The sequence below is a fragment of the Atrimonas thermophila genome, assembly GCF_045864955.1.
Taxonomy (GTDB): domain Bacteria; phylum Atribacterota; class Atribacteria; order Atribacterales; family Thermatribacteraceae; genus Thermatribacter; species Thermatribacter velox.
The window spans coordinates 727,983-753,622 of the sequence record NZ_AP028803.1; the positions used below are offsets into that span (position 1 = coordinate 727,983).

General features: G+C 44.3%; 24 protein-coding genes. 1 reads left to right on the forward strand and 23 read right to left on the reverse strand.

The features are described from left to right. Positions 1 to 4 precede the first annotated feature (4 nt). From thpR to ACKTT1_RS03990, 16 genes are all read right to left on the reverse strand, one after another. Positions 5 to 574, reverse strand: coding sequence for an RNA 2',3'-cyclic phosphodiesterase (gene thpR, locus ACKTT1_RS03915; protein ID WP_412710263.1), 570 nt, complete (start codon positions 572 to 574; stop codon positions 5 to 7). Further along, the gene (locus ACKTT1_RS03920) at positions 564 to 1,826 is read right to left on the reverse strand and encodes a competence/damage-inducible protein A (protein ID WP_412710264.1); all 1,263 of its coding nucleotides are present in this window, start codon (positions 1,824 to 1,826) and stop codon (positions 564 to 566) included. Before ACKTT1_RS03920 ends, thpR begins: the two co-directional genes overlap by 11 nt. After that, the gene (gene rimO / locus ACKTT1_RS03925) at positions 1,823 to 3,166 is read right to left on the reverse strand and encodes a 30S ribosomal protein S12 methylthiotransferase RimO (protein ID WP_412710265.1); all 1,344 of its coding nucleotides are present in this window, start codon (positions 3,164 to 3,166) and stop codon (positions 1,823 to 1,825) included. Before rimO ends, ACKTT1_RS03920 begins: the two co-directional genes overlap by 4 nt. Beyond that, positions 3,163 to 3,927, reverse strand: a complete 765-nt coding sequence (locus ACKTT1_RS03930) for a helix-turn-helix domain-containing protein (RefSeq protein WP_412710266.1) — start codon at positions 3,925 to 3,927, stop codon at positions 3,163 to 3,165. The genes rimO and ACKTT1_RS03930 overlap by 4 nt, the downstream gene beginning before the upstream one ends. Beyond that, complete coding sequence (locus ACKTT1_RS03935; RefSeq protein ID WP_412710267.1) at positions 3,920 to 6,163, reverse strand: DNA translocase FtsK 4TM domain-containing protein; 2,244 nt, start codon at positions 6,161 to 6,163, stop codon at positions 3,920 to 3,922. The genes ACKTT1_RS03930 and ACKTT1_RS03935 overlap by 8 nt, the downstream gene beginning before the upstream one ends. 15 nt (positions 6,164 to 6,178) lie before the next feature. Then, a complete protein-coding gene (gene pnp / locus ACKTT1_RS03940; protein WP_412710547.1) occupies positions 6,179 to 8,305 on the reverse strand; it encodes a polyribonucleotide nucleotidyltransferase in 2,127 nt (708 codons plus the stop codon). A 17-nt stretch (positions 8,306 to 8,322) separates the two neighbouring features. Then, positions 8,323 to 8,592 (reverse strand): 30S ribosomal protein S15, encoded by a 270-nt coding sequence (rpsO, locus tag ACKTT1_RS03945; protein ID WP_369017434.1) that lies wholly within the window; start codon positions 8,590 to 8,592, stop codon positions 8,323 to 8,325. Beyond that, the gene (locus ACKTT1_RS03950) at positions 8,583 to 9,578 is read right to left on the reverse strand and encodes a riboflavin kinase (protein WP_369017433.1); all 996 of its coding nucleotides are present in this window, start codon (positions 9,576 to 9,578) and stop codon (positions 8,583 to 8,585) included. Before ACKTT1_RS03950 ends, rpsO begins: the two co-directional genes overlap by 10 nt. Continuing rightward, entirely contained in the window at positions 9,575 to 10,465 is an 891-nt protein-coding gene (gene truB, locus ACKTT1_RS03955) for a tRNA pseudouridine(55) synthase TruB (RefSeq protein ID WP_369017432.1), read from the reverse strand. The genes ACKTT1_RS03950 and truB overlap by 4 nt, the downstream gene beginning before the upstream one ends. Beyond that, complete coding sequence (locus ACKTT1_RS03960) at positions 10,462 to 11,457, reverse strand: DHH family phosphoesterase (protein WP_369017431.1); 996 nt, start codon at positions 11,455 to 11,457, stop codon at positions 10,462 to 10,464. The genes truB and ACKTT1_RS03960 overlap by 4 nt, the downstream gene beginning before the upstream one ends. Continuing rightward, positions 11,429 to 11,845 carry a 30S ribosome-binding factor RbfA gene (gene rbfA, locus ACKTT1_RS03965; protein WP_412710268.1) on the reverse strand — a complete coding sequence of 139 codons (417 nt, stop codon included), beginning with the start codon at positions 11,843 to 11,845 and terminating at the stop codon, positions 11,429 to 11,431. Before rbfA ends, ACKTT1_RS03960 begins: the two co-directional genes overlap by 29 nt. Before the next feature lie 26 nt (positions 11,846 to 11,871). Then, the gene (locus ACKTT1_RS03970; protein ID WP_369017429.1) at positions 11,872 to 12,153 is read right to left on the reverse strand and encodes a DUF503 domain-containing protein; all 282 of its coding nucleotides are present in this window, start codon (positions 12,151 to 12,153) and stop codon (positions 11,872 to 11,874) included. Next, on the reverse strand, positions 12,150 to 14,078 hold the full coding sequence (infB, locus tag ACKTT1_RS03975; RefSeq protein WP_369017428.1) for a translation initiation factor IF-2: 1,929 nt from the start codon (positions 14,076 to 14,078) through the stop codon (positions 12,150 to 12,152). The genes ACKTT1_RS03970 and infB overlap by 4 nt, the downstream gene beginning before the upstream one ends. Continuing rightward, positions 14,047 to 14,379 carry an RNase P modulator RnpM gene (gene rnpM, locus ACKTT1_RS03980; protein WP_369017427.1) on the reverse strand — a complete coding sequence of 111 codons (333 nt, stop codon included), beginning with the start codon at positions 14,377 to 14,379 and terminating at the stop codon, positions 14,047 to 14,049. Before rnpM ends, infB begins: the two co-directional genes overlap by 32 nt. Further along, on the reverse strand, positions 14,351 to 15,430 hold the full coding sequence (gene nusA, locus ACKTT1_RS03985; protein WP_369017426.1) for a transcription termination factor NusA: 1,080 nt from the start codon (positions 15,428 to 15,430) through the stop codon (positions 14,351 to 14,353). The genes rnpM and nusA overlap by 29 nt, the downstream gene beginning before the upstream one ends. A 178-nt stretch (positions 15,431 to 15,608) precedes the next feature. Continuing rightward, positions 15,609 to 16,073, reverse strand: coding sequence for a QueT transporter family protein (locus tag ACKTT1_RS03990; protein WP_369017425.1), 465 nt, complete (start codon positions 16,071 to 16,073; stop codon positions 15,609 to 15,611). A gap of 115 nt (positions 16,074 to 16,188) precedes the next feature. On the opposite strand from ACKTT1_RS03990, the gene ACKTT1_RS03995 reads away from it, so the two are divergent. Next, positions 16,189 to 18,078: a penicillin-binding protein 1A gene (locus ACKTT1_RS03995; protein WP_412710269.1), complete on the forward strand. Its 1,890-nt coding sequence runs from the start codon at positions 16,189 to 16,191 to the stop codon at positions 18,076 to 18,078. A 9-nt stretch (positions 18,079 to 18,087) separates the two neighbouring features. Here ACKTT1_RS03995 and ACKTT1_RS04000 read toward each other — a convergent pair whose 3' ends face one another. The 7 genes from ACKTT1_RS04000 to infC form a co-directional block, all read right to left on the reverse strand. Then, positions 18,088 to 20,454 (reverse strand): endonuclease MutS2, encoded by a 2,367-nt coding sequence (locus ACKTT1_RS04000; protein WP_412710270.1) that lies wholly within the window; start codon positions 20,452 to 20,454, stop codon positions 18,088 to 18,090. Beyond that, entirely contained in the window at positions 20,417 to 20,980 is a 564-nt protein-coding gene (locus ACKTT1_RS04005) for a CvpA family protein (protein ID WP_369017422.1), read from the reverse strand. Before ACKTT1_RS04005 ends, ACKTT1_RS04000 begins: the two co-directional genes overlap by 38 nt. Continuing rightward, positions 20,970 to 23,351: a phenylalanine--tRNA ligase subunit beta gene (gene pheT / locus ACKTT1_RS04010; RefSeq protein ID WP_369017421.1), complete on the reverse strand. Its 2,382-nt coding sequence runs from the start codon at positions 23,349 to 23,351 to the stop codon at positions 20,970 to 20,972. The genes ACKTT1_RS04005 and pheT overlap by 11 nt, the downstream gene beginning before the upstream one ends. 12 nt (positions 23,352 to 23,363) lie before the next feature. Next, the gene (pheS, locus tag ACKTT1_RS04015; RefSeq protein ID WP_369017420.1) at positions 23,364 to 24,392 is read right to left on the reverse strand and encodes a phenylalanine--tRNA ligase subunit alpha; all 1,029 of its coding nucleotides are present in this window, start codon (positions 24,390 to 24,392) and stop codon (positions 23,364 to 23,366) included. A gap of 86 nt (positions 24,393 to 24,478) precedes the next feature. Further along, positions 24,479 to 24,832, reverse strand: a complete 354-nt coding sequence (gene rplT / locus ACKTT1_RS04020; RefSeq protein ID WP_369017419.1) for a 50S ribosomal protein L20 — start codon at positions 24,830 to 24,832, stop codon at positions 24,479 to 24,481. Between the two features lie 20 nt (positions 24,833 to 24,852). After that, a complete protein-coding gene (gene rpmI / locus ACKTT1_RS04025) occupies positions 24,853 to 25,050 on the reverse strand; it encodes a 50S ribosomal protein L35 (protein ID WP_369017418.1) in 198 nt (65 codons plus the stop codon). 13 nt (positions 25,051 to 25,063) lie between these two features. After that, complete coding sequence (infC, locus tag ACKTT1_RS04030; protein ID WP_369017417.1) at positions 25,064 to 25,612, reverse strand: translation initiation factor IF-3; 549 nt, start codon at positions 25,610 to 25,612, stop codon at positions 25,064 to 25,066. Positions 25,613 to 25,640: the final 28 nt, after the last annotated feature.

Below are 25,640 nucleotides of genomic sequence, written 5' to 3' on the forward strand. Positions count from 1 at the left end.
CCTATCACCTCTTTAGCGGATAGAAACTTAATTCACTATAAATAGGACCACGAGGGGTTAGGGTACTCTTGTATAAGGTTATTCGATAAAGGTTGGTAGTTATCTTCCCTGGTAAGCGAAGGTTTTCTAATTCTACTCTTTTCGGCTTACGGAGTCGGGCTATGGTTAAATGGGGGACAAAGGCTTTTTCTTCTGCTTCAATTTTGAGTACTTCCCATAGTTGATGATTCAACTCCTCAGCCAGTTGCTTAATTCTGTCTTCTGCCAGGGCATCAAAACCCATCCAGATGACCCGTGCTCTTCTCGGCTCTGGGAAAACCCCGATTTTGCTGATAAACGCTGGTATTTTGGGGAAGGAAGCAGCTATCCGTTCAGTAATACTGGATATAAGGGGAAGCCAACTACTATTCATAGCTCCAAAGAAACGTAAAGTAAGGTGCACCTGCTGTGGGTTAACCCATTTTGCTTCTGGGAAGGAAGTCTTGGCATTCCCAATGAATCTTGCTATCGCTTCTTTCGCTTCCTCTTCAAGGTCCAGGGCAATAAAGCATCTCAGGTTTACCTCATTCTCCATTGTCTAAGCACCTCTTGGAAAGAAGGAGAAAAAGCTGGGAGAGCGCTTCCTGGGTGGTCCGGAATTTTATGGTTGTCCTCGCTCCGTGGAACTGATAGCGGTGAACTTCCAGATGTTTCCCCCAAGAAATTCCTATATATACCAAACCCACGGGTTTGAGTTCAGAACCCCCACCGGGTCCGGCAATACCGGTTATCCCCACGCCAATATCGCTTCCAGCTCTTTGAGCAACGTTTTGAGCAAGTAAAGAAGCCACTTCTTCACTCACCGCACCATGGCGGTGTATCACCGCAAGTGGAACATTCAGGTCGTCTGCTTTGGATTGATTGCTGTACACTACGTACCCCCGCTTAAAATAGGTGGAACTACCAGGCACGTTGGTTATGCGATTAGCCAGCAAGCCCCCGGTACAGGACTCTGCAGTGGCTATGGTGAGCCGGTGCTCACGCAAAAGCTGACCCACTGCTTCCTCCAGAGTATCCGCGTAAGTCGAAAAAAGCCGGTCTTTGAAACGCTGTTTTATGCTCTCCAGTATTTGTTGAACTTTCTGGTTTTCCTCTGGCAGAGGATTTCTGAAGGCATACAGATAGAACCAGATTTCTCCAGAACGGGGTATAAAAGCTGGACTAATCCCTGAAGGCAAGTCTACAAGAAAGTCCTGAAGCTGGCTGGCCAGCTCCGATTCTCCTATGGCGCAGAGCTTCAGGGTCTCAGTTTTAAAAAAGCTGGGTTGAGGATTGCTGATTTGCTCATCTATGTAGTGCCAGAAAAATTCTACTTCTTGAGGAACTCCTGGAATGACAAATATTTTTTTATCGCCTTCCTGGATTAAAAAACCTGGAGCAGTGCCAACTCTGTTTTGAAGCATTAACGCTCCTTGCGGTATCAAAGCCTGCTTTTTGTTGTTTTCTGAAGGCTCTTTTTTCCTAATGCTAAAATATATTTTTCTGATTTCTTCCCAGGCTTGAGGCAAAAAAACCAGTTCCCTCTTCAAGGTTTCAGCTACTGCTTCACGAGTAATGTCATCTTCGGTGGGACCCAGACCACCACTGACAACCACGAGTCGTAGCTCCTCTTTCTGGATCAGAAAGCGTAAGGCCTGAATAATAGCTTCTTTATCATCAGGCACAAACATAGTGTATTCAGTTAGAATTCCTTTGTCCAAAAGTTTGTTCCTCAAAAATTCTGCATTGCTGTCTTTAACCAGGTTGGTGCTCAATTCGGTTCCTATGCAAAGAATAGCCGCTCTCAAAGCACACCCTCCAAAAGATAAGTTTTGCCAGCAGTAACTCTCATAGTGCCAATAGTTCCCGGTTTAAGGTGTTTGTTTCTGGTTTGGATCTTTACCTCACAGTCCACATCAGGTGCATCTCCATAGCTTCTTCCCAGGTAGTAAAGCATCCTGGAAGAACCATTGTTCTCCCAAAGAGGGCCTTTTTCAACAATGACTTCGACAGTGCTTCCAACCAGAGCCCGGTGGCGTTTCCTCATAATTTCTTCCTGTTTTTTCCTGACGGCTTTCAACCTTTGAGTCTTCAAAGAGGCTGGTACCTTGGGAAACAATCTGGATGCAGGAGTTCCTTCCTGCTCAGAGTAAGCAAACACCCCTGCCCTTTCAAAGGAAAGTTCCTCCATGGCCAGGAGTATTTTCTGGAAAGATGACTCACTTTCACCTGGGAAACCAACCATAAAGGTGGTCCTTAAAAACAATTGAGGTATGCTCTTGCGCATGGTCCTCAGAAAATAAAAGGTCTTTTCAATATGTGCTGGACGATTCATTTTGACAAGGATATCCGGATCTACGTGTTGCAGAGGAATGTCCAGATATTTGACTACTCTCTTACTATTTGCAAATACCTCAAGAAACTCCTCGCTAAGACCCTGAGGGGAAAAATAAAGTACTCTTAACCAATGCTCTGAAGAAAGGAGCTGATCAAGAGTTTTTAAAAGATCTGGCAAAGCTCTTTTTCCGTAAAGGTCAACACCGTATGAAGCGGTATCCTGAGCAATCAGAATGATTTCCTTTACTCCCATTTCCAGAAAATTCTCAACTTCTCTAACAATGGAGTCAATGCTTCTACTACGCAGTGGTCCCCGGATGGCAGGAATCACGCAAAAACTACAGCGATTGTTACACCCTTCAGCTATTTTTAAAAAGCCCAGATAAGGAGGTCCGGAAATCACTCTCTCCGTAGTATGGTCATAGAGATAAAAAGGACTGTCGGCAACAACCTTTTTGGGAAGCACTCTGTCAAGCAGATACGGCAAATCTGGAAAGTCATTCACCCCTACCCAAAGATCTACTTCTGGGTAAAGAGAAACCACACTGTCCCGAAAACGCTGAACGTAGCAACCAGCAACAACGATTTTCTTAGCTCGATGTTTCTTCTTAAGCCCTACAATTTTCCTTATCCATGCTTCACTTTCTTGGCAGGCTTCCTCAATGAAAGCGCAGGTATTCAGGATAACAACTTCTGCCTCTTCAGGAGACACCAGAGCGCATGGCTCCCGAGTCAGAAGTTTGCCCAGGATTACTTCGGAATCCACCAGGTTTTTATCGCAACCCAGAGAAACAAGGGCCACTTTCTTCATGGAGTAAAACTCCGTGCAAACTCTCCCGAGTTTTCAGCGAGATATCCTTCGTTGCCAGACTGGTCCACAAATTTTACCCGATTGCCTTCTCGGCCGGCAATTGTTATGGGAGTAACGCTACGCAAAAGGTATCTTTTACCAGGAATGAGTATTCCCTGAAAAATCGTTTTCCCCTCAGATTCCACCTCTACCCAGGCCAGGTCTTCAGGTAAAAGAGTGATGGAAAGCACCGGAGGTTCCGGCGGAGAAGAGCTTTCTTCTATGGTGGTTTCTGCTTCCGTCTCAAAGTTTTGATTATCTGCTGTGTTGTCTCCAACGTTCTGAAGCGCTACAGTAGTAGATTTATCAGGTAGCATTGTGGAGTTGTAATGGTAAAATACAAGTATGACCCCCAGTGCTAAGGCTGCCGCAACACAGACAAACAGAAAGGTGCGCACCATTTGCATTTTTTTCGAGCTTGCAACGCCTGATCTGGGTTTCTTCTGAAAATCCTGGTGAGTTTTCCTTTCGCTTTTTTCTCTCTCTTTAAAAGAAGCAATAATAGGTTCTGGGTTAAGACCCAGAAAGCGACAATAGGTTTTGAGGTAGCCAATGGTGTAAGCTTTTCCAGGTAATTCGTCCCATTTCTCTTCTTCTATGGCTTCCAGGTATCTTTTAAGAATGAAAGTGCTTTCCTGTGCTTCTTCAAGGGTGATGCCCTTTTCTTCCCTTTTGCTCCGCAGGGTTGCTCCAATACCCAGATTGTTTTCTCGGTCAGGCATTATAGCCACCCTTTTTCCCAATTATTACCTTTCTGGATTTGCTCCCTTCATAAGGACCTACTATACCTTCTCTTTCCATTCTTTCTATCATTCTGGCTGCCCTGTTGAATCCAATTCTCAGTCTTCTCTGCAAAAGAGACGTTGAGGCTCTTCCTGCCTCAACAACTACTTTCACCGCTTCTTGATACAGTTCGTCTTCTTCTGAACCTTCCTCCACTATTTCTTCTCGAGGGTTAAAGTTAAAAGAGTAAAAAATTTTGCCTTGCTCTTTCTGGACAAGCCAGTGTTCGATAACTCTTTTAGCTTCACGAGTGGAAACAAAGCTTCCCTGTCCCCGGATGGGCTTGTTGGCCCCCACTGGTGAAAACAGGAAGTCACCGTTTCCCAGCAGTTTCTCCGCTCCTGACCCATCAAGTATGGTTTTAGAATCTGCCTGAGAGGACACTGCAAAAGCCAGTCTCGAGGGAAAATTTGCTTTTATGAGACCTGTTATCACGTCTACAGATGGCCTCTGAGTCGCTACTACCAGGTGCATACCTACAGCTCTCGCCATCTGGGCCAATCTGCATATAGAGGTTTCCACTTCAGACGAAGCGGTCATCATCAAATCAGCCAGCTCATCAATTACAATTACCACATAGGGTAATTTTTCCTCTTCACTAACAAGATAATTGTATTCTTCAATGTTGCGTACTGAAAGATCGGAAAGCATATCATAGCGTTGTTCCATTTCCCGACACAGCCACTTTAAGAACTTAACCGTTTTCCGTACTTCAGAAATCACTGGAGCACAAAGATGGGGTAAGCCCTGGTATATGGACAGCTCTACTCGTTTAGGATCTACGAGAGCTATGCGCAACTGGTTGGGATCAGCCCTGAAAAGCAAACTCATCAAGATGGCATTAATACATACGCTTTTACCGGAACCTGTCGCTCCAGCGATAAGCAGGTGGGGAGCTTCCCGTAGGTCCCAAATTAAAGGCTCTCCAGTAACGCTCTTACCAAGTGCGATTTGCAGGGGAGACTTGCTGTCCTGAAATTGGCTACTTTCTACCAGCTCTCGAAGAGAAACAATTTCCTTGTAGCTGTTCGGTATTTCTATTCCCACTGCTGCCTTGCCGGGTATAGGTGCCTCAATCCTCACTGCTGCAGCAGCAAAGGCAAGTGCTATGTCGTTAGAAAGATTGACGATTTTATTGACTTTGATTCCCGGAGCAGGTTGAAATTCATACCTGGTTATGGTGGGACCCACCTGAACACTTATCACTTTTCCAGGTACACTAAACTCAGACAGGGTTTGTTCCAGTTTAAGAATATTTTTGGTAATATCCGTTTTGAGGTTCTTCTCTTTCGCTCTGCCTTTGCGGTGGTAATCAAGAAGGTGGGTAGGGGGAAGAGTCCACCCTGTTTTCTGGCTGTTCTCAGTTGTTTTCTTGGGTTTTGCACCAGCCCGGAGAAGAAAACGCTTCTCTCCTTTTCCAATCTCCTGGTCCGAAAGCTCAGGAACTGGCTTTTCTTCAGGAGTTCCAGCAACTCTGGATTCAAAATCACTGGTGCTTTTTGGGCTCTCCTCGGTAAAGGTAAACACTTCTTCTGTAAAGATTGAGCCGGGCAGGGAGGTTTCCTGCAGGGTCGGGCTATCCGAAATTGCATTCTCCGGTGTATCTTTTTCTCGACCCTGAAAAACGAACTCTTTTGTAGGGTGCCTTCTGTGAATATCTGCAACCTGCCTGCTCTTTCTGAATAAACGGTGATGCAGGTTGCGCAGGCCAGCATATGCCTTTCGAAATACCCTGCCCTCTCCCACCAGATAGGTGGCCAAGATGGCTACAGAGATGAGCAAAAGCCAGGTTCCTGCTTTCCCAAGGTAATAGACCATTTGGTCATAAATCAACTGCCCCAGCTTGCCGCCCATGGAGCCCGAGGGAAGAAAAAACGAAGTTTCTTCACTTTTCTGATGACAAAGGGTCACAAACACCACAAGCCAGAGCGCCAAAGCAGTTAACCTGCTGTAGACTTTAAAACGTCGGGGTCGGGAAAAGGTAAGCACCTCAACCACCAGGTAGCCAAGGTAAAAGGGGACAATATAGCTACCCAGCCCCAGTGCTTTCAGCAGATTATCCTTCATAAAAGTGCCCATTATTCCAACATCTAAAGAAAGGAGGGCCAGAAAAAGATATATTGAAAACAGGCTTAAAAAAGAAGTTACCAAAAGTTTTACTTTGAGATTAATCATAAAAGTAAAAGGAAATTATTTTTTTCTGAAACTTCTGCTGCGTTCTTTTTCCTGGCGTGGAGCATTACTGGCCAGTGCTTCTTTGTGGCTGAGAGTTATTCTCCCCAGAGAATCTATACCTATGACTTTGACCAGGAGATCATCACCCACTTTCACAAAATCCTCAACTTTGCGTATTCGTTCCTGGGAAAGTTGTGAAATATGGCAAAGGCCTTCTCTGCCTGGGAAAAGCTCTACAAAAGCACCAAAATCTGTGGTTTTGGTCACTTTGCCCAGGTATATTTTGCCAACTTCGACGTCCTGTGTAACCGCTTTTATCATCTCAATAGCTCTTTCTTTGCCTTCCTCCGTCTTGGAAAAGACGATTACTCTCCCGTCTTCTTTAATGTCAATAGTAGTACCTGTTTCCTCAATTATTTTTTTAATCACTTTGCCACCAGGACCAATCAACGCACCGATTTTATCGGTGCTAATGGTTATAGTAGCAATTCTGGGAGCATATTTGGAAACTGAACTGCGAGGTTTCGACAAAACCGAATCCATGATATCCAGTATATGGAAGCGACTTTCCCGAGCTTCCTGAATTGCTTCGGCAAGGATTTCCACAGGCAAACCATGATTTTTTACATCCAGTTGAATGGCAGTTATGCCCTGCCTGCTTCCAGCTACCTTAAAATCCATTTCTCCATAATGGTCTTCGGAACCCAAAATATCACGCAAAAGCACATAGTCATTGTTTTCCCCAAACATGAGCCCAATAGATATCCCCGCACAGGAAGTACGTATGGGTACTCCAGCATCCATTAGAGATAGACTGCCACCGCACACCGTCGCCATTGAAGAAGAGCCATTAGATTCCAGCACTTCGGAAACTACTCTGATGGTATAGGGAAATTCTTCCTCGGGGGGAATGAAACATTCCAATGCCCGCTCTGCAAGAGCACCATGACCAATCTCGCGGCGTCCCGGACCCCTCAAGGGACGCACTTCTCCAGTGCTGTAGGGAGGGAAGTTGTAGTGGAGCATGAATCTCTTTGCTTCTTCTTCCTGTAAGCCGTCTACTTTTTGTTCTTCGCTGGTAGCTCCTAAGGTGGTTATAGCCAGAACCTGGGTTTGTCCCCTCGTAAACAAAGCGGAGCCGTGCGTCCGTGGTAAAACACCGACTTCACAGCTAATGGGACGAATCTCTTTAGGGGTTCGACCATCCTGGCGTTTTCCAGTTTTCAGAACCAACTGATTAATTTCTTCCTTGACAACTTTCTCCCAGGCGTAAGTGAACCCCTCCAGAGTAGCAAATTCAGCTTCGCATTCTTGAAGAGCCTTTTGAAGCAACTCTTTCATTTCTTTTTCTCGTGCACTCTTTTCGGGTATGCTTATCGTGGTTTGAATCTGAGACAAGAATTTTTCTCTCAACCAGCTTTCCAGGCTTTCAAGGTGCATGGGTTTTTGAACTTCCTGTTTGGGTTTACCAATTCGCTCGATTATTTCTTGCTGTTCCTTGATAATTTGCTGAATCAACTGGTAGCCCTTGTACAGGGATTTCACCACTTCCTCTTCCGATACTTCCTTACCACCGGCCTCGATCATGGTGATTCCCTTATCCGAAGCTGCTAACACCAGATCCAGACGACTCTCATTGAGTTCTTCCAAAGTGGGGTTTAAAATGATCTCGTCTCCAATGATACCCAAGCGGCAAGCCCCAAGAGGTCCTGCAAAGGGTATACCGGATATTCCCAACGCCACAGAAGCACCTATAATGGAAATCACTTCAGGCGGATGAAGCTCATCTACCGACAGAACGGTGGTAACCACCTGAATATCATTATAAAAAAGCGGCGGAAAAAGAGGCCTGATTGACCTATCTATGAGCCGGGCACTCAGGATGGCCGTATTACGGGGTTTGCCCTCCCGCTTAATAAAACCACCAGGTATCTTACCAGCAGCATAAAATCGCTCTTCAAAATCAACCACCAGAGGTGTAAAATCAACCGCCTCACGTGGCTGATCAGAAGCAGTAGCGGTAACCAAAATTACAGTATCACCATATCTTACAGTTACCGCACCACCTGCTTGCTTTGCTAATTTCCCACTTTCTATAACTATAACTTGATCTCTACCAAATGGAATTTCAAAAGTGTGTATAATGATTGCAACCTCCTTTACTTTCTCAAACCAAGTTTCTGAAGTATGGCGTAGTAGCGGTCCACATGATATTTTTTAAGGTAATTGAGCAACCTTCTTCGCTGCCCAACCATCATAAAGAGACCTCTTCGAGAATGAAAGTCCTTAGGATGTTTTTTCAAATGTTCAGTAAGTTCCTTTATTCTGGTAGTAAGAATTGCTATTTGAACTTCTGGAGAACCAGTGTCTTGTTCGTGAATCTTAAACTGTTCTATTATCTCTTGCTTTTTTTCTTTAGCTAATACCAACTTGAATTGCACCTCCAATTCGTAACGTTCAAATGGTAGTTTACCACAGCAGGATACTGATGTAAATATTGTTTAAGGTGCTCTGTGTCTCTCAAAATCTGTTGCTTGAGTTCGGAGAGACTGGGGAAGGTAATTTCTGGACGCAAGAATCGCCAGAGATACACCAAAAAGCGCTGATTATACAGTTCCCGATACGCCAAGTCGGGCATGAAAAACTCGATAACCCGGCGTTTCCCTTTGTTCAACACCGAGGGTTTGGTACCACAGTAAACCAGAGCTGGTTGTCTGATCTCCTGGTCCCAACTTTCCACAACACCTGCATAAACTCCAGCTCGGGGCAATTTTTTCTGAGAAGGTGGGTAAATATTCCCGGTGGGAAACCCCAGCTTCTGCCCTATTCTTGCTCCAGGACGGGTCTTGCCGATAATGAAAAATGGGTAACCGAGCGCTGAATTCGCTTTTTCCACTAATCCCTGCTCGAGAAAGAACCTTATAAGTGAACTCGAGATAACGGTATCACCAAATTTGACTGGAGGCACAATTTCTACCTCAATACCTCTTTTGTTCAACTCTTCCTTGAGAAAAAAGGTGTTTCCTGAAGCCTGAAAACCAAAACGATAATTTGCACCCACAAATACCACAGAGGGACGATAAATCCGGTCCAAAATGTCAATGAATTCTCCAGGAGAGAGGAGTCGCAAGCGATTGTCAAACCTCCAGAAACGGAGAGTGCTTTCAGGGAAAAAAGACTTAAAGAGAAGAAATTTTTGCGAGTAAGGAGTTAAATACTTTACCACCCTGCTTCGAGTAATAAAATTACGAGGGTGAGGATAAAAAGTGATTACTTCCAGTAACTTGTTTCTCTTTTTTGCTTCCTGACTTGCAGCACGCAAAACTGCACGGTGTCCGGAGTGGACACCGTCAAAAAAGCCCAGTGCAATTATTTTACCCTTGACGGGCAAAAGATGGTTTTTGAGGAGTTTCATAATAGTTTATCTTTCAGCACGATTTCAGGCCTTAACGTACCTTCGAATACTTCTCCCAGACCCAAAAAGCGCTCGTCATGATATATTTTGTACATTCCTGGGGACGAAAACACTGGTGCCACCGGATTACCATTGATGAATCTCAGCGCTTCTTTTTCACCCAGATGTAGGTCAGAAATCCAGTAAAGAGCTTTATCCGGGGAAAGGCTGTGTGCCATAAGATAATCTGCAGTTAGCGTTTGCGAAGAGACGTCTATACTGTCTTTTACAGAAAAGTTACCCACTCGTTCCCTGAGCAATGAGGCAAGATATGCTCCTCTTCCAGTTACCCGACCAAGATCGTTGGCCAGCGCTCTTATATAAGTTCCACTTGAGCACTCCACCAAAATTTCTGCTTCCGCAAAAACACCTTCTTTAAAATCGATGAGCTCTAACTGATATATCGACACTTCTTTGGTTAGCTCAGGAATGCGTTCCCCTCGCCGCGCTTTTTTATAAAGGGGCTCACCTTGCAGCTTTCTTGCTGAAAAAGGAGGTATTTGCTGAATGATTTTCCCTTTAAAACGGGATAGAGCTGTTTCAAGTTCCCGCAAACTCAGGGGTCGGAAATCAAAACTTTCGATTTGCCCCGTCACATCATACGTATCAGTAGCAATACCGAAACGCAATCTGGCAAGGTAAGTCTTGGGCAAGGCCTGAAACAAAGAAGTTAACCTTGTAGCCTTACCCCAACATAAAAGCATTACTCCTCTTGCAAAGGGATCCAGAGTGCCTGTGTGCCCCACCTTTTGTCCCAGGATTTTCCTGGTCTTTTTCACAACCGACATGGAGGTAAGCCCAACCGGTTTGTAGAGGTTCAATAGGCCACCGTTTTCCAGCTGTCTCATAAGACGCTCTTTTTGGTTAATAGCTCCTGGTCAATGTAATTTCGAATAAATTGCAAAACCTGAATTTTAACTGTTTCGAAATTACCCGTTATCTTAAATCCAGCCGCTTTTTCGTGACCTCCCCCTCCAAAATGATGAACAATTGGTAAAAGGTTTAAGTCGTCTTGAGAGCGAAGACTGACTTTAAAGGAAGAAGGCTGAGTTTCCTTGAAAAGAACCGATAATCGGGAACCAGGTATAAAAAGACCATAGTCAACGATTCCCTCTGTGTCATCTTCATGGGCACTGGTAGTCTTAAAATCTTCTTGAGTAACATAAATAGAAGCTATTCCGCGTTCCGCATCGTATTCCATCTTGCTCAGGGCCCTACCCAAAAGTCTTAAGGCTTCCAATTTACGATATCGAAAAGCGTGCTTGATTATCTGCGACAAAGACGCTCCTTGTTGAGTCAACTCGCTTAATACCTCAAGCAAATAGGTGTTCATCTCCACAAACTGAAAGTTGCCTGTATCAGTGATGATCCCGGTCAAGATGCTGGTTGCTATTTCTCTGGTGAGCACAAAGTTATTTTCTTTAATCAATTTGTACAGAAGTAGACTGCACGAAGGAGCTTCAGGGTCCACCAGGTTTACATTGCCGAAATACTGATTGTCCGGGTGGTGATCAACGTTAACAATAATTTGGTAATCGCCGGCTGTTTCGGCTATTCGGCCAGTTCTTTTTAAATTGGAACAATCAACGACTACCAGGACTTCTTTCTTAAAATCAGAACTCGCGAATTTCTCTATGACATTTACGCCTGGTAGAAACTCGTAGAAATAAGGAACAGGAGCGTCATAAACAACTCTGGCTTTTTTATTAAGACCCTTCAAGAGGAAATAAACAGCCAGTGCTGACCCAATACCGTCACCATCTATGTTCTGATGAGAAGTGATCGTAAAATAATCTTTTTTCTTAAAAACATCAGCTACCTTCCGAAACGTTTCCTGCATCTTTATGCTCTTCCTTTTCAATACGTTTTATAAGTTCTACAACCTGAAAGGCTTTCTCCAGAGTGGAGTCTGGTACAAACTGTATCTCGGGCAAAGATTTTATCACCAATCTCTTAGAAAGCTCTCTTTTTATGAAACCCAGTGCTTTCTGCAAAGCTTTGAACTGCTCCTCGGAATTTGTTTCTGCAAATGAGGAGCTGATGAATATCTTGGCAAGCTTCAAATCCGGGCTTACTTCAACCCTTACAATGGTAAAGCGCTTGAGGCGAGGATCACTGGTTTGGGAGAGCAATATTTTGGATACTTCTCGCTTTATTAGCTCAGCCACTCGTTTAGGTCTCTGTTCTTTCATCAAATTCACCACGACTTTTCTTTTAGCTTTTTGCAACCACTTAATGGTTCTACGCTACCTGGTCAATATATCTCCGTATTCAGGCTAGTGATTTCAAAACGTCCGTCATCTTCAAGAAACAGAACAACCCGCTCGAGAAGATTCCGTACGCCAGCTTCGTCAATTCCAATGCAGGAAACACCGAGAACGCCTTCTTTATGATTTGTTCCATTGCTTTCTTCGATTACAGAAACGTTGAATTTATTACGCAATCGCTGCTTTACGGAATTCATGACTCTTCTTTTGTCTTTAAGAGAGAAGCTTTCATTAATAAAGATGTTAATTTGACAAACACCCACTCTCATTTTTCTTCACGAATGAGATAAGCCTCCAGTATATCTCCTTCTTTAAAATCCTCGAATTGATTCAGACCTACACCACACTCGTATCCCTGCGTTACCTCTTTCACATCGTCCTTAAATCGTTTGAGCGAGCTAATCTTTAGCCCTTCTTGGATGGTTTCCCCGTTTCTGATTACCCTAACCAGAGCATTCCTCTCCAGTTTACCATCTATTATATAGCAACCTGCAACTGTTCCAGTTCTGGGAATCTTGAAGACAGCCCTGACCTCGGCTCTACCTATTACTTCTTCCACCTTTACAGGCTCTTTCATCCCCTGGATAGCCCGCTGCAGATCTTCTATCAGGTCGTAAATTATCCGGTAAGTTCTCACATCCACCTTTTCTCTCTTTGCTGTTTTTGCCACTTCGTTGGGTAGTTTCACGTTGAAACCAATGATAACTCCCGAAGAAGCTGAAGCAAGCATTACGTCGGCTTCGGTTACATTGCCAACTCCTTTGTAAATCACATTCAGTTTCACTTCATCAGTGCTGAGTTGCGAAACCGCCTTCTCCACCGCTTCTAAGGAACCCTGAAAGTCGGCTTTAAGCAATAAATTTACTTCTTTGGTTTTACCCTCTTCTCTGGCAAACAGCTCTTCGAGCGATATCAGCTCCCTTTCAGGGGTCTTAAGGTTTTTCTCTCTTGCTATTTCTGCTCTCCGTTCGGCGATAATTCTGGCTATTTTCTCGCTTTCAGTAACCATTAGCTTCGTTCCCGCAGGTGGGAGGTCAGTAAAACCGACCACTTCCACAGGAGTTGATGGTTCCGCTTCCTTCATCGGTTTTCCAAGGTCGTTGAAAAGGGAACGGACTTTACCCCACGTGGTACCAGCAACAAAGTAATCGCCAACCCTCAAGGTACCTTCTTGTACTATAACTGTTGCCACCGGACCCTTACCGCGATCTATTCTGGATTCAATAGTAGTCCCTACAGCATGCCCTTCCTTTCTGGCCTTTAATTCCAGAAGTTCTGCCTGCAACAGAATCATCTCCAGAAGCTCGGCAATTCCCTTCTTCTGGAGAGCGGAGATATTGACACATATCGTTTCTCCTCCCCACTCCTCGGGTACCAGTCCCCTTTCAGCAAGTTGCTGCTTAACCCGGTCAGGGTTTGCCCCTGGTTTGTCGATTTTGTTAATAGCTACAATAATTGGGACATCGGCTGCGCGTGCGTGCTGGATTGCCTCTTCGGTTTGAGGCATAACTCCATCATCTGCAGCGACTACCAGAACAGCAATATCGGTAACCTGAGCGCCTCTGGCTCGCATGGAGGTAAACGCTTCGTGTCCTGGAGTATCTATGAAAGTAATTTTCTGGCCATTGATTTCTATCTGATATGCTCCAATTTTTTGGGTTATACCTCCAAGCTCGGATTCCGCAACTCTGCTTTTTCGAATGGCGTCCAGAAGCGTGGTCTTTCCGTGATCCACATGACCCAGTATAGTTACCACTGGGGGGCGAGGTTGGGGTTCAAAGCTTATAGCCTCAAGGATTTTTTTCTTAACGTCTTCTTTCCACTCTATCTCCCAACCTTGCTCTCGAGCCAGTTTTTCCAGAGCCAGGGGAGGCAAAGGGTTTCGAGTGTCGAAGATGATGTTCCAGTCTGCAAGGCGGATGATGATATCGTCAAGATCTTGGTTAAACAGTTTGGCAGCATCTCGCAAGGTAACTGGCGCATCAATAGTTATGGTACGCTCCTTCTTTTTTTGCAGTTCTTCCGCTCTTTTTCGGCGATAATCTATTTCTTCCTTGATGAGTTCCACCAGGTCATCATCAATGGAACTCATATGATTCTTAACTTCGGCACCCAGGTCTTTTAAAATGTCAATTAATTCACTGGTAGGTATACCAAACTGCTCAGCAATCTTGTATATCCTTATTTTGGGCATTTTCTACCTCCTTTCCCTCCAGAGAGTTTGTTAGCAGGTGCTTTTTAAGATTTTCAATCAGTGTTTGAAATTCTTTTTGGGAACACTCCGTTTTCAAAGCCTGCGAAATTCCTTTAAGATTTATTCCGGCAACGCATTCTGGTTTAGGACATACATAAGCTCCTCTACCCGCCTTTTTGCCGGTATCGTCCACCAAAAGCTCTCCCTGGGGGGTCTTCACTATCCTTATTAGCTCCTTTTTGGGTTTTCTTTCACGACACCCTACACACATTCTAAGGGGTATCCTGCGTTTCTTCACCATCACCAATCTCCTCTTCTTCGCCAACAGGTATTCCCTTAATATCTATTTTCCATCCTGTTATTTTTGCCGCAAGTCTTGCGTTTTGACCCTCTTTCCCAATAGCCAGGGAAAGCTGGCTTTGGTCTACGTATACCGTAGCAACCCGCTGCTCTTCGTCAAGCTCAACCCTTTTTACTTCGGCAGGATTGAGGGCTTCAGCAATAAACTCTTCTGGTCTTTCGCTCCATAAAATAATGTCAATCTTTTCTCCTCGTAACTCGTCTATGATATTTCTTATTCGAGACCCTCTGTTGCCAATGCAGGCACCAATGGGGTCGATTTTTTTATCGCGTGCCTCGACTGCTACTTTAGACCTCACTCCAGGCTCTCTGGCTATCGCTTTTATGTCAACCAGTCCATCGTGAATTTCGGGGATTTCGAGCTCCAGAAGTCTCCGCACCAAGCCAGGGTGTGTCCTGGAAAGAATGATTTTTGGTCCTTTGGTAGTTTTACGCACTTCTACAATGTAAAACTTCATTCTCCCTCCAGGACGATATACCTCGGATGCAACCTGCTCTGGAGCAGGAAGAATGCCGGTGGTCTTCCCAAGATCCACTATGATGTTGTTCCCCTCCTGATAGCTAATCAGACCGGTAATCACTTCTCCTTCTTTTTCATAAAATTCTTCATAAATCAGCTCTCTTTCAGCCTCTCTAATGCGCTGCAAAATCACCTGTTTCGCAGTTTGAGCAGCGATTCTTCCAAAGTTGTGAGGGGTTATCTCCACTTCAACCCAGTCTCCAATGTCAGCTTCCAGGCCCTGTTTTCTAACTTCTGTTAGAGAAATTTCGGTTGCCCGATCTTTGGGGTTCTCCACCACCAGTTTTTTGGCCAGTACCTTTATTCTTCCACTCACCGGGTCAATAACTACAGATACCCCTTTGTGGGAACTCTTAAAATTCTTGCGATATGCTGACAAAAGTGCGGCTTCCACAGCCTGCTTAAGGGTCTCTTTTGGAATGCCTTTAGTTTTTTCTATCTGCTCTATGGCCTCAAATATTTCTCTACTCATGCTAACCCCCTGTCTGATGAGGTTAAACCCTGCCCTTGGCGAACGTCACAAAAAAAGAACAAAGAGTGGGCCGTAACCCACTCTTTTGAAATCAAAGGACGTCTCGCACAATATTTTAAGGCAATTTTTGTCTTAATGCAAATTTATCGTCTCAGCTAAAAGCTGATCGCAGTTGAAATTATTTACTAAAGTGAGACCTATTTCTTTTCATTAAGAAATGCAACACAGGATATCCAATAGCCAAACAGGCGATACTTTCTCCCAGCATGATATAAGCCACTGAATACCAGTAAGGCACTTTCAAAATAAAAGCGAGGTAGGCAGACACACCAAAAGCATTGAGAAAAATGGGAGGTAGTGGAGCAAGCCATGCCCTGGGTGCTCGAGAAGTCAGGTATCCAGCAAGCAAGGTGAGTAGGCTTCCAAAAATGACATCGTATATTCCTATGTTACCTGCAAGGTTGGCAAGCAAACATCCCAGAGTGAGCCCCCAGATGGCTTCAGGATAAATGAAAGGCAAAACAGTAAGAGCTTCCGCCACTCTCACTTGGATTGGTCCATAGGAAAGAGTGTAGAAAGGAGGAAGCACAGTGAGAACAACATAAATGGCGCAGATAAAAGCGGCTCGAATTAATTTTTTCATTTACGCTGCCTCCATTGACTGAGATTGAGTTTAATATATTATAGAAAAAACATTCTTGAAAGAACGAACCAAATTGAAAAGAGAGAACAATAAAAAGAAAAAATCTACGTCATTTTTGCGGTGGGTATTTGCTTCTTTTCTGGTGGGTTTGTTAACCGGGATTGTTGCTGTGGGATTGGCCTGGTTTCTTTGGGGAAGCGAGCTCAAAGCGGTATCCGCCCAGATTGACAGTTTCCGACCCAAATTCACCACCCGGATTTACGATGCAAGAGGTCGCCTGGTGGACGAGGTTTTTGTGGAAAATCGCGAGTTTGCCAGTTTTGAAGAAATACCAGAAATCTTAAAAAAAGCGTTCATTGCCAGCGAGGATCAGCACTTTTATTCTCATCCCGGTGTCGACTTAACGGGTATTGTACGAGCCTTTCTGGCTAACATCGAAAGAGGTTGGGGAGCTGAGGGAGCAAGCACGATAACACAACAGCTGGCCCGAAACCAGTTTCTGGAACTTAGAAAAACTTTCGATAGAAAAATCAAAGAAGCCATGCTTGCCATTCTGCTGGAAAAAAAGTATCCCAAGGAAAAGATACTTGAAGCCTACTTGAATCAGATTTACTTTGGACATGGTGCCTATGGAGTCAAGAGTGCCGCTCGGGTTTTCTTTGGGAAAGACCTTTCCGAGCTGAATCTTGCCGAATGTGCCATGTTAACCGGGATAGCCCGTTCACCGTACAACTTTTCCCCTTATATTGACTTCGAAGCAGCGCAGAGACAGCAAAGAAGGGTCCTGGAAAGAATGCAGGAGTTGGGATTTATTACCCAGAAACAGAAGGAAGAGGCTTTAGCAACACCCATCGTACTTGCGGGTCTTGAAAAGAAACACTCACCAGCCCCCTATTTTGTCGATTTTGTTTTGAAAGAGCTTTTAAAGCTTTATGACGAAGAAATGGTTTTTGGAGGAGGCCTAAAAGTATACACTACCTTGGACCTTGATTTACAGAAAAAAGCAAAGGAAGCACTTCTGGAAAGTGGTTTTCAGGGGGCCATACTGTGCATGGACCCTGCTACAGGCTTCATTAAAGCTATGGTTGGCGGCAGAGACTATCAGGAAAGTAAGTTCAACCGTGCCTACCAGGCACATCGTCAACCCGGTTCTACTTTTAAGCCCTTCATCTATACTGCAGCCATGGACAGTGGTTTTACACCCAGTAGCATCATCGTCGATGAACCAATCACTTTTCCCAATGGATGGGAACCTCAAAACTATGACCGTCGCTTTCGAGGTGAAGTAACCTTAAGAGAAGGGCTCGAAGAATCCATCAACATTGTAGGCATTAAGCTACTCCAGGAAGTTGGCATTGATAGGGTTATCGAATATGCAAGGAAAATGGGTATACAGAGTCCGTTGCGCAAAGATCTCTCTCTGGCTTTGGGCACCTCTGAGGTAACGCTTCTTGAGCTGGTGAGGGCTTACAGTGCTTTCGCTAACCAGGGTAAAATCCCGCAACCTGTAGCCATACTTAGAGTCGAAGACTTCGATGGTAAAGTGATTTATTCTAACTCTCCTTCAGTTAGGCAAGCTATCTCTCCTCAAACCGCTTACATTATGGCCCGACTCTTGGAAGGAGTCCTCCTGAGAGGTACCGGTAAGCGAGCCTACTTTGGTCGACCCGCTGGTGGGAAAACTGGAACCACTGAAGACTACGTTGATGCCTGGTTTATCGGCTTTTCTCCTCAACTGGTTTGCGGAGTCTTTGTTGGCAATGATGATCGTACTCCTCTTGGTCCCAGTAAAACGGGAGGTGTAGTTGCTGCTCCCATTTTCAAAAAAGTTATGGAAGCTTATCATCGGGATCTTCCGGTCAAAGATTTTACTAAGCCTTCCGGGGTTGTAGAGCTGGAGGTTTGTGCTAAAAGTGGGCTCCTTCCTTCTTCCACTTGTCCTCGCGTGAAAACCGCTTTCAAGGAAGGTACAGAACCAACCTTTATCTGCAATCAGCTACATTGATTAAACACTCTACTTGAGCTTTACCACGGTTACTCCTAAACCACCCTCTTGAGGAGTTCCAGTACGGAAACTTTCTACAAAGGGCTGCTGCTTCAAGTATTCATGAGTAATTTTACGCAAAACTCCTTCTCCTTTACCGTGGATTATGTACACTGTTTTAAAACCAGCAACGAGGGCTCGATCCAGGTATTTTTCAAGCTCCATGAGTGCTTCCTGCTGGGTAAGTTTGCGTATTTCCAGTTCGTTGGTAATAGTCTTTTTTGAGGGGACAGACACCCTTACTGGGGAAGAGTTTTGAAAAGCTTCTTCTTGTTCCACACTCTTCAGTTCACCTTTAACTATTTTGTCCAAGGGAACTTTTACTTTTTGGCCCTTGATTTCCACAATAGCTCTTTTTTTCCTCGTATTTACAGAAATTACTCTACCCCACTTTTGAAAGTCGGGGAGATAAACGTGTTCCTCTCTTTCGGGAACATAAGCTTTCTTTTTCTCCTCAGCCTCAACCTGCAAAGCTTGAAGATGTTTTTTGCTCTGAGCGATTACTTCTTTAAGTTCCTGATAAACGGTCTCATTCAAGGCGTTTTCCTTTCGCAATTTACCCACCTTGTTGGCTATTTCCTGTTGAGTTTTACGAAGATATACCTGCATTGTGGCAGCGAACTCCGCTACCACTTCTTTTCTCTTCTTTTCGAGTTCTTCTTGAAGCAAGTGCAGCTCTCGTTCCTTGCTGCTAAGCCTTTCCTCTTTTTCTCGAAGCCTGGATAGAATCTCTTCCATTTCTTTCTCTTTTTGTTCAAGCGAAAGCAGAAGGTTGTTGACCACCAAGTAATCCTGGTCTATTTTCTGCAATGCTCTTTTTATAATTTCCTCAGGCATGCCTATAAGTTCAGCTACCTTAATACCAAAGCTACTACCAACCTTTCCTGTCTTAAGCTTGAAGGTCGGCCTAAGAGTAACTGGATCAAATTCTAAAGAAGCAGACTTGATTTTTTGGTTTTTGTCGAAGGCAAATTTAATTTTAGGCAAGTGCGTGGTAGCAACACAGAGAACACCCTTTTCAGCCAGGAACTCTAAAAGGGCAACGCCCAGTGCAGAACCTTCTTCGGGGTCGGTGCCACTTCCAATCTCGTCGATAAGAAAAAGGGAATCGGGTTTGAGTTGAGATATAGCTTCCTTTAATTTAGACATTCTGGACGTGAAAGTGCTCAGATTGTTTTCCAAGTTCTGATGATCTCCTATATCCACATATATTTCTTCGAGCAAGGGAATAACTGAACCTTCCCCAAGAGCTGGTGGAATACCACAATGCGTAAGGTACACGTTCATGGCCAGAGCTTTGATGAGAACAGTTTTCCCCCCCGCGTTAGGTCCGCTAACCACCATGACCGGTTGTGACGAGTTTATATCAAGGTCAAAAGGTACAGCTTTTTCCCCCAAAAGAGGATGTCTACCCTCTTTGATGTACAACTGGTTTTTACTCAATGACGGAACACAGCCTTTCCAGGTGCAAGCAAGCGTTGCTTTGGCCTTAATGAAATCGAGCTGAACCAGGTTGTAAAAGCTACGTTGAAGAGCTTCGAGCTGAGTGCGCAGCAGGTCGGAAACCCGGCTAAGTATGCGCAGTATTTCTTCCTGTTCCTGAGAACGAAGGATTTCAATCTGATTATTTAGCTGCAAAATGGGTTGGGGTTCGATAAAGACGGTTGAACCGCTCGAAGAGGAATCTATGACAATTCCCTGAATCTTAGAAGCCTGGCTTGCTTTAACAGGTATAACATATCTTCCCCTGCGGACAGTATGTATTGCCTCCTGCAATAGTTTTTTTTCGTAGTAATGTCGAACCAAATTTCTCATTACTTGCTCTATTTCTGCCTGAAGGTGCTGGATCCTGGTTCTAATCTTAAGTAGATTGGCACTGGCTGTATCCAGAACCTTGCCCTCAGGAGATACTGTCTTCTCAAGTTCTCTTTTGACCTCACTCAGGTCATCAATTTTCTGGAAATATTTTTTTAGAGAAGGATATTTCTCATCAAGAGACAAAGAACGAACGGTGTTTTTTAGATTAGACGCTATACTGGAGAGACGGAGTATTTTGATTAACTCTTCAGGGTATAAAATACTTCTTTCTTTTGAAAGCTTGTTCAGGGTTTCCCGCAGGTCCTCAAGCTGGTCGAAGTCCAGGCGAGTGTCAAAAGTTAGCATCTCCATATACTCTTTAACTTCCCATAAGCTCTGGGCAATTTCTTCACTCGAAGCGAGAGGTTTTATCTGCATGACCCATTCCCGGGTCAAGCCACAACTGCAGCTTTTAGAAAGCCTTTCAACGATTTTATGAAAATCAAAACTCTTCAAGATCTCTTGAGAAAGTGCTTTCATCTTCTTCCAGACCTTTTTGAAATATATCCTGTAAAAGCTCGGTGTTCGGTATCTGGGCGGTCCAGGAATACAAATAGATTAGCGAAGGCTTAGTTATTTCCTTGTACAGGAAAGAGTGTTTCACTCCCCTGTCCAGGAAATCCAAAAACTGAAAGTTCGCTATTAGCACCGTTATAACTATAACCCAGAGGACACCCTTGACTATTCCAACCGGTATTCCCAGTAGAGAATCAACCCAGGTAACACCCAGAGTCTTGAAAAGGGTGCGAAAGCGAATGCCGATCCAGGAGAGTACAAAAACGCTGGGCAGAAAAAAGAGTAAAAAACCAGCTATTAACAACAACAAACCATTACTTACGGGCAGTAAAAAACCAGCTACCTGTGCTCCCCATCTTAACCCCAGAATAACTCCGACAACCACTCCGCATAGACTCAAAAACTCCCGACTGAACCCCCGTACCGAACTCACAACAATGTTCAGCAAAATTATAACGAATCCAATCAGGGTGTACCAATCAGTGATCAAACGTCACGAATTCCTCCCTTAGATGTACCCCCTTTACTTGCTTCAGTTCGCTTTTGATGCCTGAAATCCATTCTTCAACTTCTGTTTCATCAAGCGTCTTTTGGGAAGAACGAAAAACAATGCGGACAGAAATTCCCTTTTTGCCAGGCGGAAGGGGTTTGCCCTGAAACAGATCAAAAATTTCTATTTTTTCAACCGGGATAGCTTCTGAAACCACTTTTGTTCTAATTATTCTCTGAATTTGCTGCCACGATATATCGATATCAGTTACCAGAGAGATGTCCCGGTACGCTGCTGGAAAAGCTGGTATTTCTCGCAACTTAAACTCGTTTTCAGATGGAACCAATTCAAACAATTCCTGGAGAGAAAGTTCGCAAACAAAAACCTTTCCCCAGAAATCAAACTTCTTTACCAGTTCTCCACTAAGCTTGCCTACCCAGCCCAGATTTCGCCCTTTAACTTTCAGCGCGCAGGAAAAAGGCTCTTCGAGAAAAGGATAAAATCGAGGCACAAGTTCGAAGTCTTCGTTGCCAACACCACTGATTTCCAACACTTCTTCGATTAAGCCTTTCAGAGCGAAAAAGTCTTGTTCTCCTTCTTTGCTCCATAACAATGGCCTTGAGTTACCACAAAGCGCCACAAAAATTGCGTTAGTTTCAGAAAATGGCTGATCTGCTCCCTTGTCCAGACGCGAGAAGGTTTTACCTATTTCAAAGAGACCCCAATCGGAATTCCCTACAGTTACGTTGTTTTTTATGACCTCTATTGCAGAACACAGAAGAGCAGGGCGTAACACAGAGTGTTCTTTGGTGATGGGGTTATTTATGGTTACCAATCTCTCCCTAAAACCAATAGCTTCTGCCGTCTGCTGATTAATTAGGGAGAGAGAAATAATCTCTTTCAAGCCTCGATTGACTAAAAAACTCCTGATTTTTTCTTCGTATTTCTTGTGAGGATACGGATTCCCCGGATCGAAAGGAAAACTGGGTATCGTGGCAGGAATTTTGTGGTAACCGGTGATTCTTCCTATCTCTTCTGCAAGGTCTACCTCCTGGGTAATATCGTGCCGCCAAGAGGGAACTGTGACTTGAAAGGAATCTTGCCTTTCAAAACTTATTTCAAAACCAAGTCGCTCCAAAATGGAAACGACTTCCTGTTGTGAAGTTTCAAAACCCAGGATTTCTTCAATCCCCCTTTTTTTGCAGGTAATGACTCTTTTTTCTCGAGGTAGGCTTCCAGCCAGCAACCACTGCCTGTTAATGCGACCACCAGCCAGCCTTTGCATCAAGTGCAAGGCTCTCTGGGAAGCAAATAGTACCATTCCGGGATCCACTTTCCGTTCAAACCTCGAAGAAGCCTCAGTTCGTAGACCAAGCTGCCGCGAGGTTTTTCTCACCGAATGAGGGGCAAAAATTGCTGCCTCCAAAAAGATGGAAGAAGTGTGATAAGTAACTTCAGAATCCAAACCTCCTATTACACCCGCAATCGCTATGGCCGAAGTAGCATCTGCAATCACCAGATGGGAAGGATTGAGAGTGCGCTCTACTCCATCGAGGGTCCATATTTTTTCACCAGAGAAGGCTCGGCGGATGATTACCTTCTTACCGCGAATTTGCGCGGCATCGAAAGCATGAAGAGGCTGTCCGGTCTCCATCATAACCAGATTAGTAATGTCCACCACGTTGTTTATGGGTCTGAGTCCAAATAGACAGAGTTCTTTTATGAGCCACCAGGGAGAGGGTTTTATTTCAACATCCCTGACCAGTTTTCCAGAATAAAACGGGCAAAGCTCTTCGTCCTGATTTTCTATGGTAAATTCTTCTTCCCAGTCTTCTTCGCTCAAGGTCACTTCCGGAAGGATAGGCTCCAATCCAAAGCCCGCCCCGATTTCGCGAGCAAGCCCCGCTACGGAAAGACAATCACCTCGGTTAGAGGTTATTTCCAAATCCAGGATGGGGTCATTTCCAATCAGAATTTCAAACAGAGGTTCTCCCTCGGGAATTTCGGAGTCGATAACTATAAGAAAGGGAAAGAGCGTATCATTTTTTCCGTCTTTCCAGGGTACAGGGGAAGGTCTATTCCCATCGCTTAAATTAATCATTACTTTACTACCTAAGGGCGGTACCCCCCACTCTTCCACCTTGATTTGGTAGATTTCAGAACCACACTTGACTGTGCAATACGCAATACCGTTTGCTTTTTGAATCTCAGTAAGCACTGCTGAAAACAGGCGTTCTTCAAATAGCTCCTTAGGATATGAAATTCTCTCCACCGTGAGCCCCTGATTGGTAAGCTTGTCAGCCAATTCTTCCGGTGAAAAAGAAACATCGTCCAGTAAGAACCTTTTCAATACTGCAATGGGTAGCTTCATATTGCCTTTCTCCTATCGAAAGGTTTTGAACTGGTCAAGGAAACGTACATCGTTATTATAAAACCATCTGATATCGGGAATACCATATTTTAACATGGCAATTCTTTCTACACCCATTCCAAAAGCAAAACCCCGGAAGCGTTCAGGATCATACCCACCATTTCTTAAGACCTGAGGATGGACTAATCCCGCTCCCATTATTTCCAGCCATCCGCTATAACCACAGGAGCGACAACCCTCCCCCCCACACACGCCACAACTGATATCCACTTCACAACTTGGCTCGGTAAAGGGGAAATAGCTGGGTCGAAAACGTACCTCGCGTTCCTCTCCAAATAGCCTTTTCGTAAAAACCTGAATGGTGCCCTTAAGGTCTCCCATGGATATCTTCTCTGCAACCACCAACCCTTCTACTTGATGGAACATGGGGCTGTGCGTTGCATCAAACGCGTCTCTGCGAAAACACTTTCCAGGGACTATGACCTTGATGGGAGGCTGGTATTTTTGCATCACTCTTATCTGTGCTGGGGAAGTGTGGGTGCGCAGCAAAAAGTTATCCTCGAGATAAAATGAATCCTGTTCGTCTCGTGCTGGGTGGTCAGCAGGTATATTCAAAGCTTCAAAGTTGAAATATTCAGTCTCTATTTCAGGACCTTCTTCAACGCGGAACCCCAGAGTTTGGAAAATCTCTATAATTTGCCGTAAAGTGATAGTCAGAGGATGAAAAGAACCACACCAACTCCTTTTGCCAGGAAGGCTCAGGTCAACAGTCCTTTCGGTCTGGGCTCTGGCTTTTATTTCTTGAGCCTTTTTCTCGAGCAAAAAGGAAATTTTTTCTTTGAGTTCGTTCAGCTTCCCACCTATAACCTTTCTTCCCTGTGGCTCCAAGTCTTTCAGGTTTTTGAACAACTCATTAATTTTACCCTTGCGACCTATAAACTTGCCCTTCAACTGGTTCAATGAAGATAAGTCCTCAATGTTTTCCAGTTCCTTGAGGAACTCAGAATAATAGGAGTCAAAATCCACATTCTGGATTTTCATTCTCGCTTTTTGCCTCCCAGACAAAACTCGAGTGGTCTGCAGAAAACAGGCTCCTGGTGAGCTTTTGCAGACCACTCGAATGGTAACTAAAGGTTGCTTTTGGCTATTTCAACGAGTTTCGAGAAAGCAGAAGGATCCGCAATGCAAAGGTTAGCCAAATTCTTGCGATCCACATTGATACCTGCTTTTTTAAGGGCTCCGACAAACTTACTGTAACTCATCCCTTCCTGACGAACTGCAGCGTTGATACGCACTATCCATAGCCTTCGGAAGTCTCTCTTTTTGTTCCTACGATCACGATAAGCATAAGCGAGAGACTTAATAACCTGTTCCTTGGCACGACGGTAAGAACGTGAACGAGCCCCGCGATATCCGCTGGCCATTTTCATGATTTTCTTTTTTCTGTGTCGAGAAACAACACTGTTTTTTACTCTGGGCATTTTCCAATTCACCTACCTCTTTAACAATAAGGAAGAACCGCTTTTATTCTTTTCTGCTCAGCCCCAGCGAGTACCACTGCTTTTCTCAATCTGCGTTTCCTTTTGCGACTCTTTTTAGCAAGAAGATGGCTTTTGTAAGCCTGAGACCGTTTCACTTTTCCGTGGGCAGTTATTTTAAATCGTTTGGCTGCTCCCCGATGGGTTTTCATCTTAGGCATCCTTTTTTCCTCCTCATTTTTTGGGTGCCAGAGTTACAGAAAGATTTCTTCCTTCCTCTTTTATATCATGTTCCTGTTTGCTGATTTCCTTTAAATCGTTAATAATTCTTTGCAAAAGCTCGACACCTTTCTCTTTAAAGGCCATCTCTCGACCTCGAAAACGGACTGTAAACTTAACTCGATTCCCGTCTTCGAGAAATCGTATGGCGTTTTTAAGTTTTACCTGGTAATCATGAACGTCTATTTTGGGACGCATAGTAAGCTCTTTTAATTCCGAACCTTTCTGCTTCTTGCGAGACAACTTAGCCTTTTTCTCTTTTTCATACTTAAACTTTCCATAGTCCATGATACGACACACCGGTGGGTTGGCGTTGGGTGCGACTTCAACCAGGTCTAAACCAGCTTCCTCGGCTAAAAGCAATGCTTTTTTCAAGGGCACTATACCTATTTGATGCCCCTCTGCGGAGATAAGTCGTACCTCTTTAGCACGAATTTGGTTGTTTACCCGATACTTAATTTCTACTATAATTATCGCCTCCTCAAGCCTGGCATTTTTCTGCAAGGTAGCAAAAAAATATCATATTTGATTT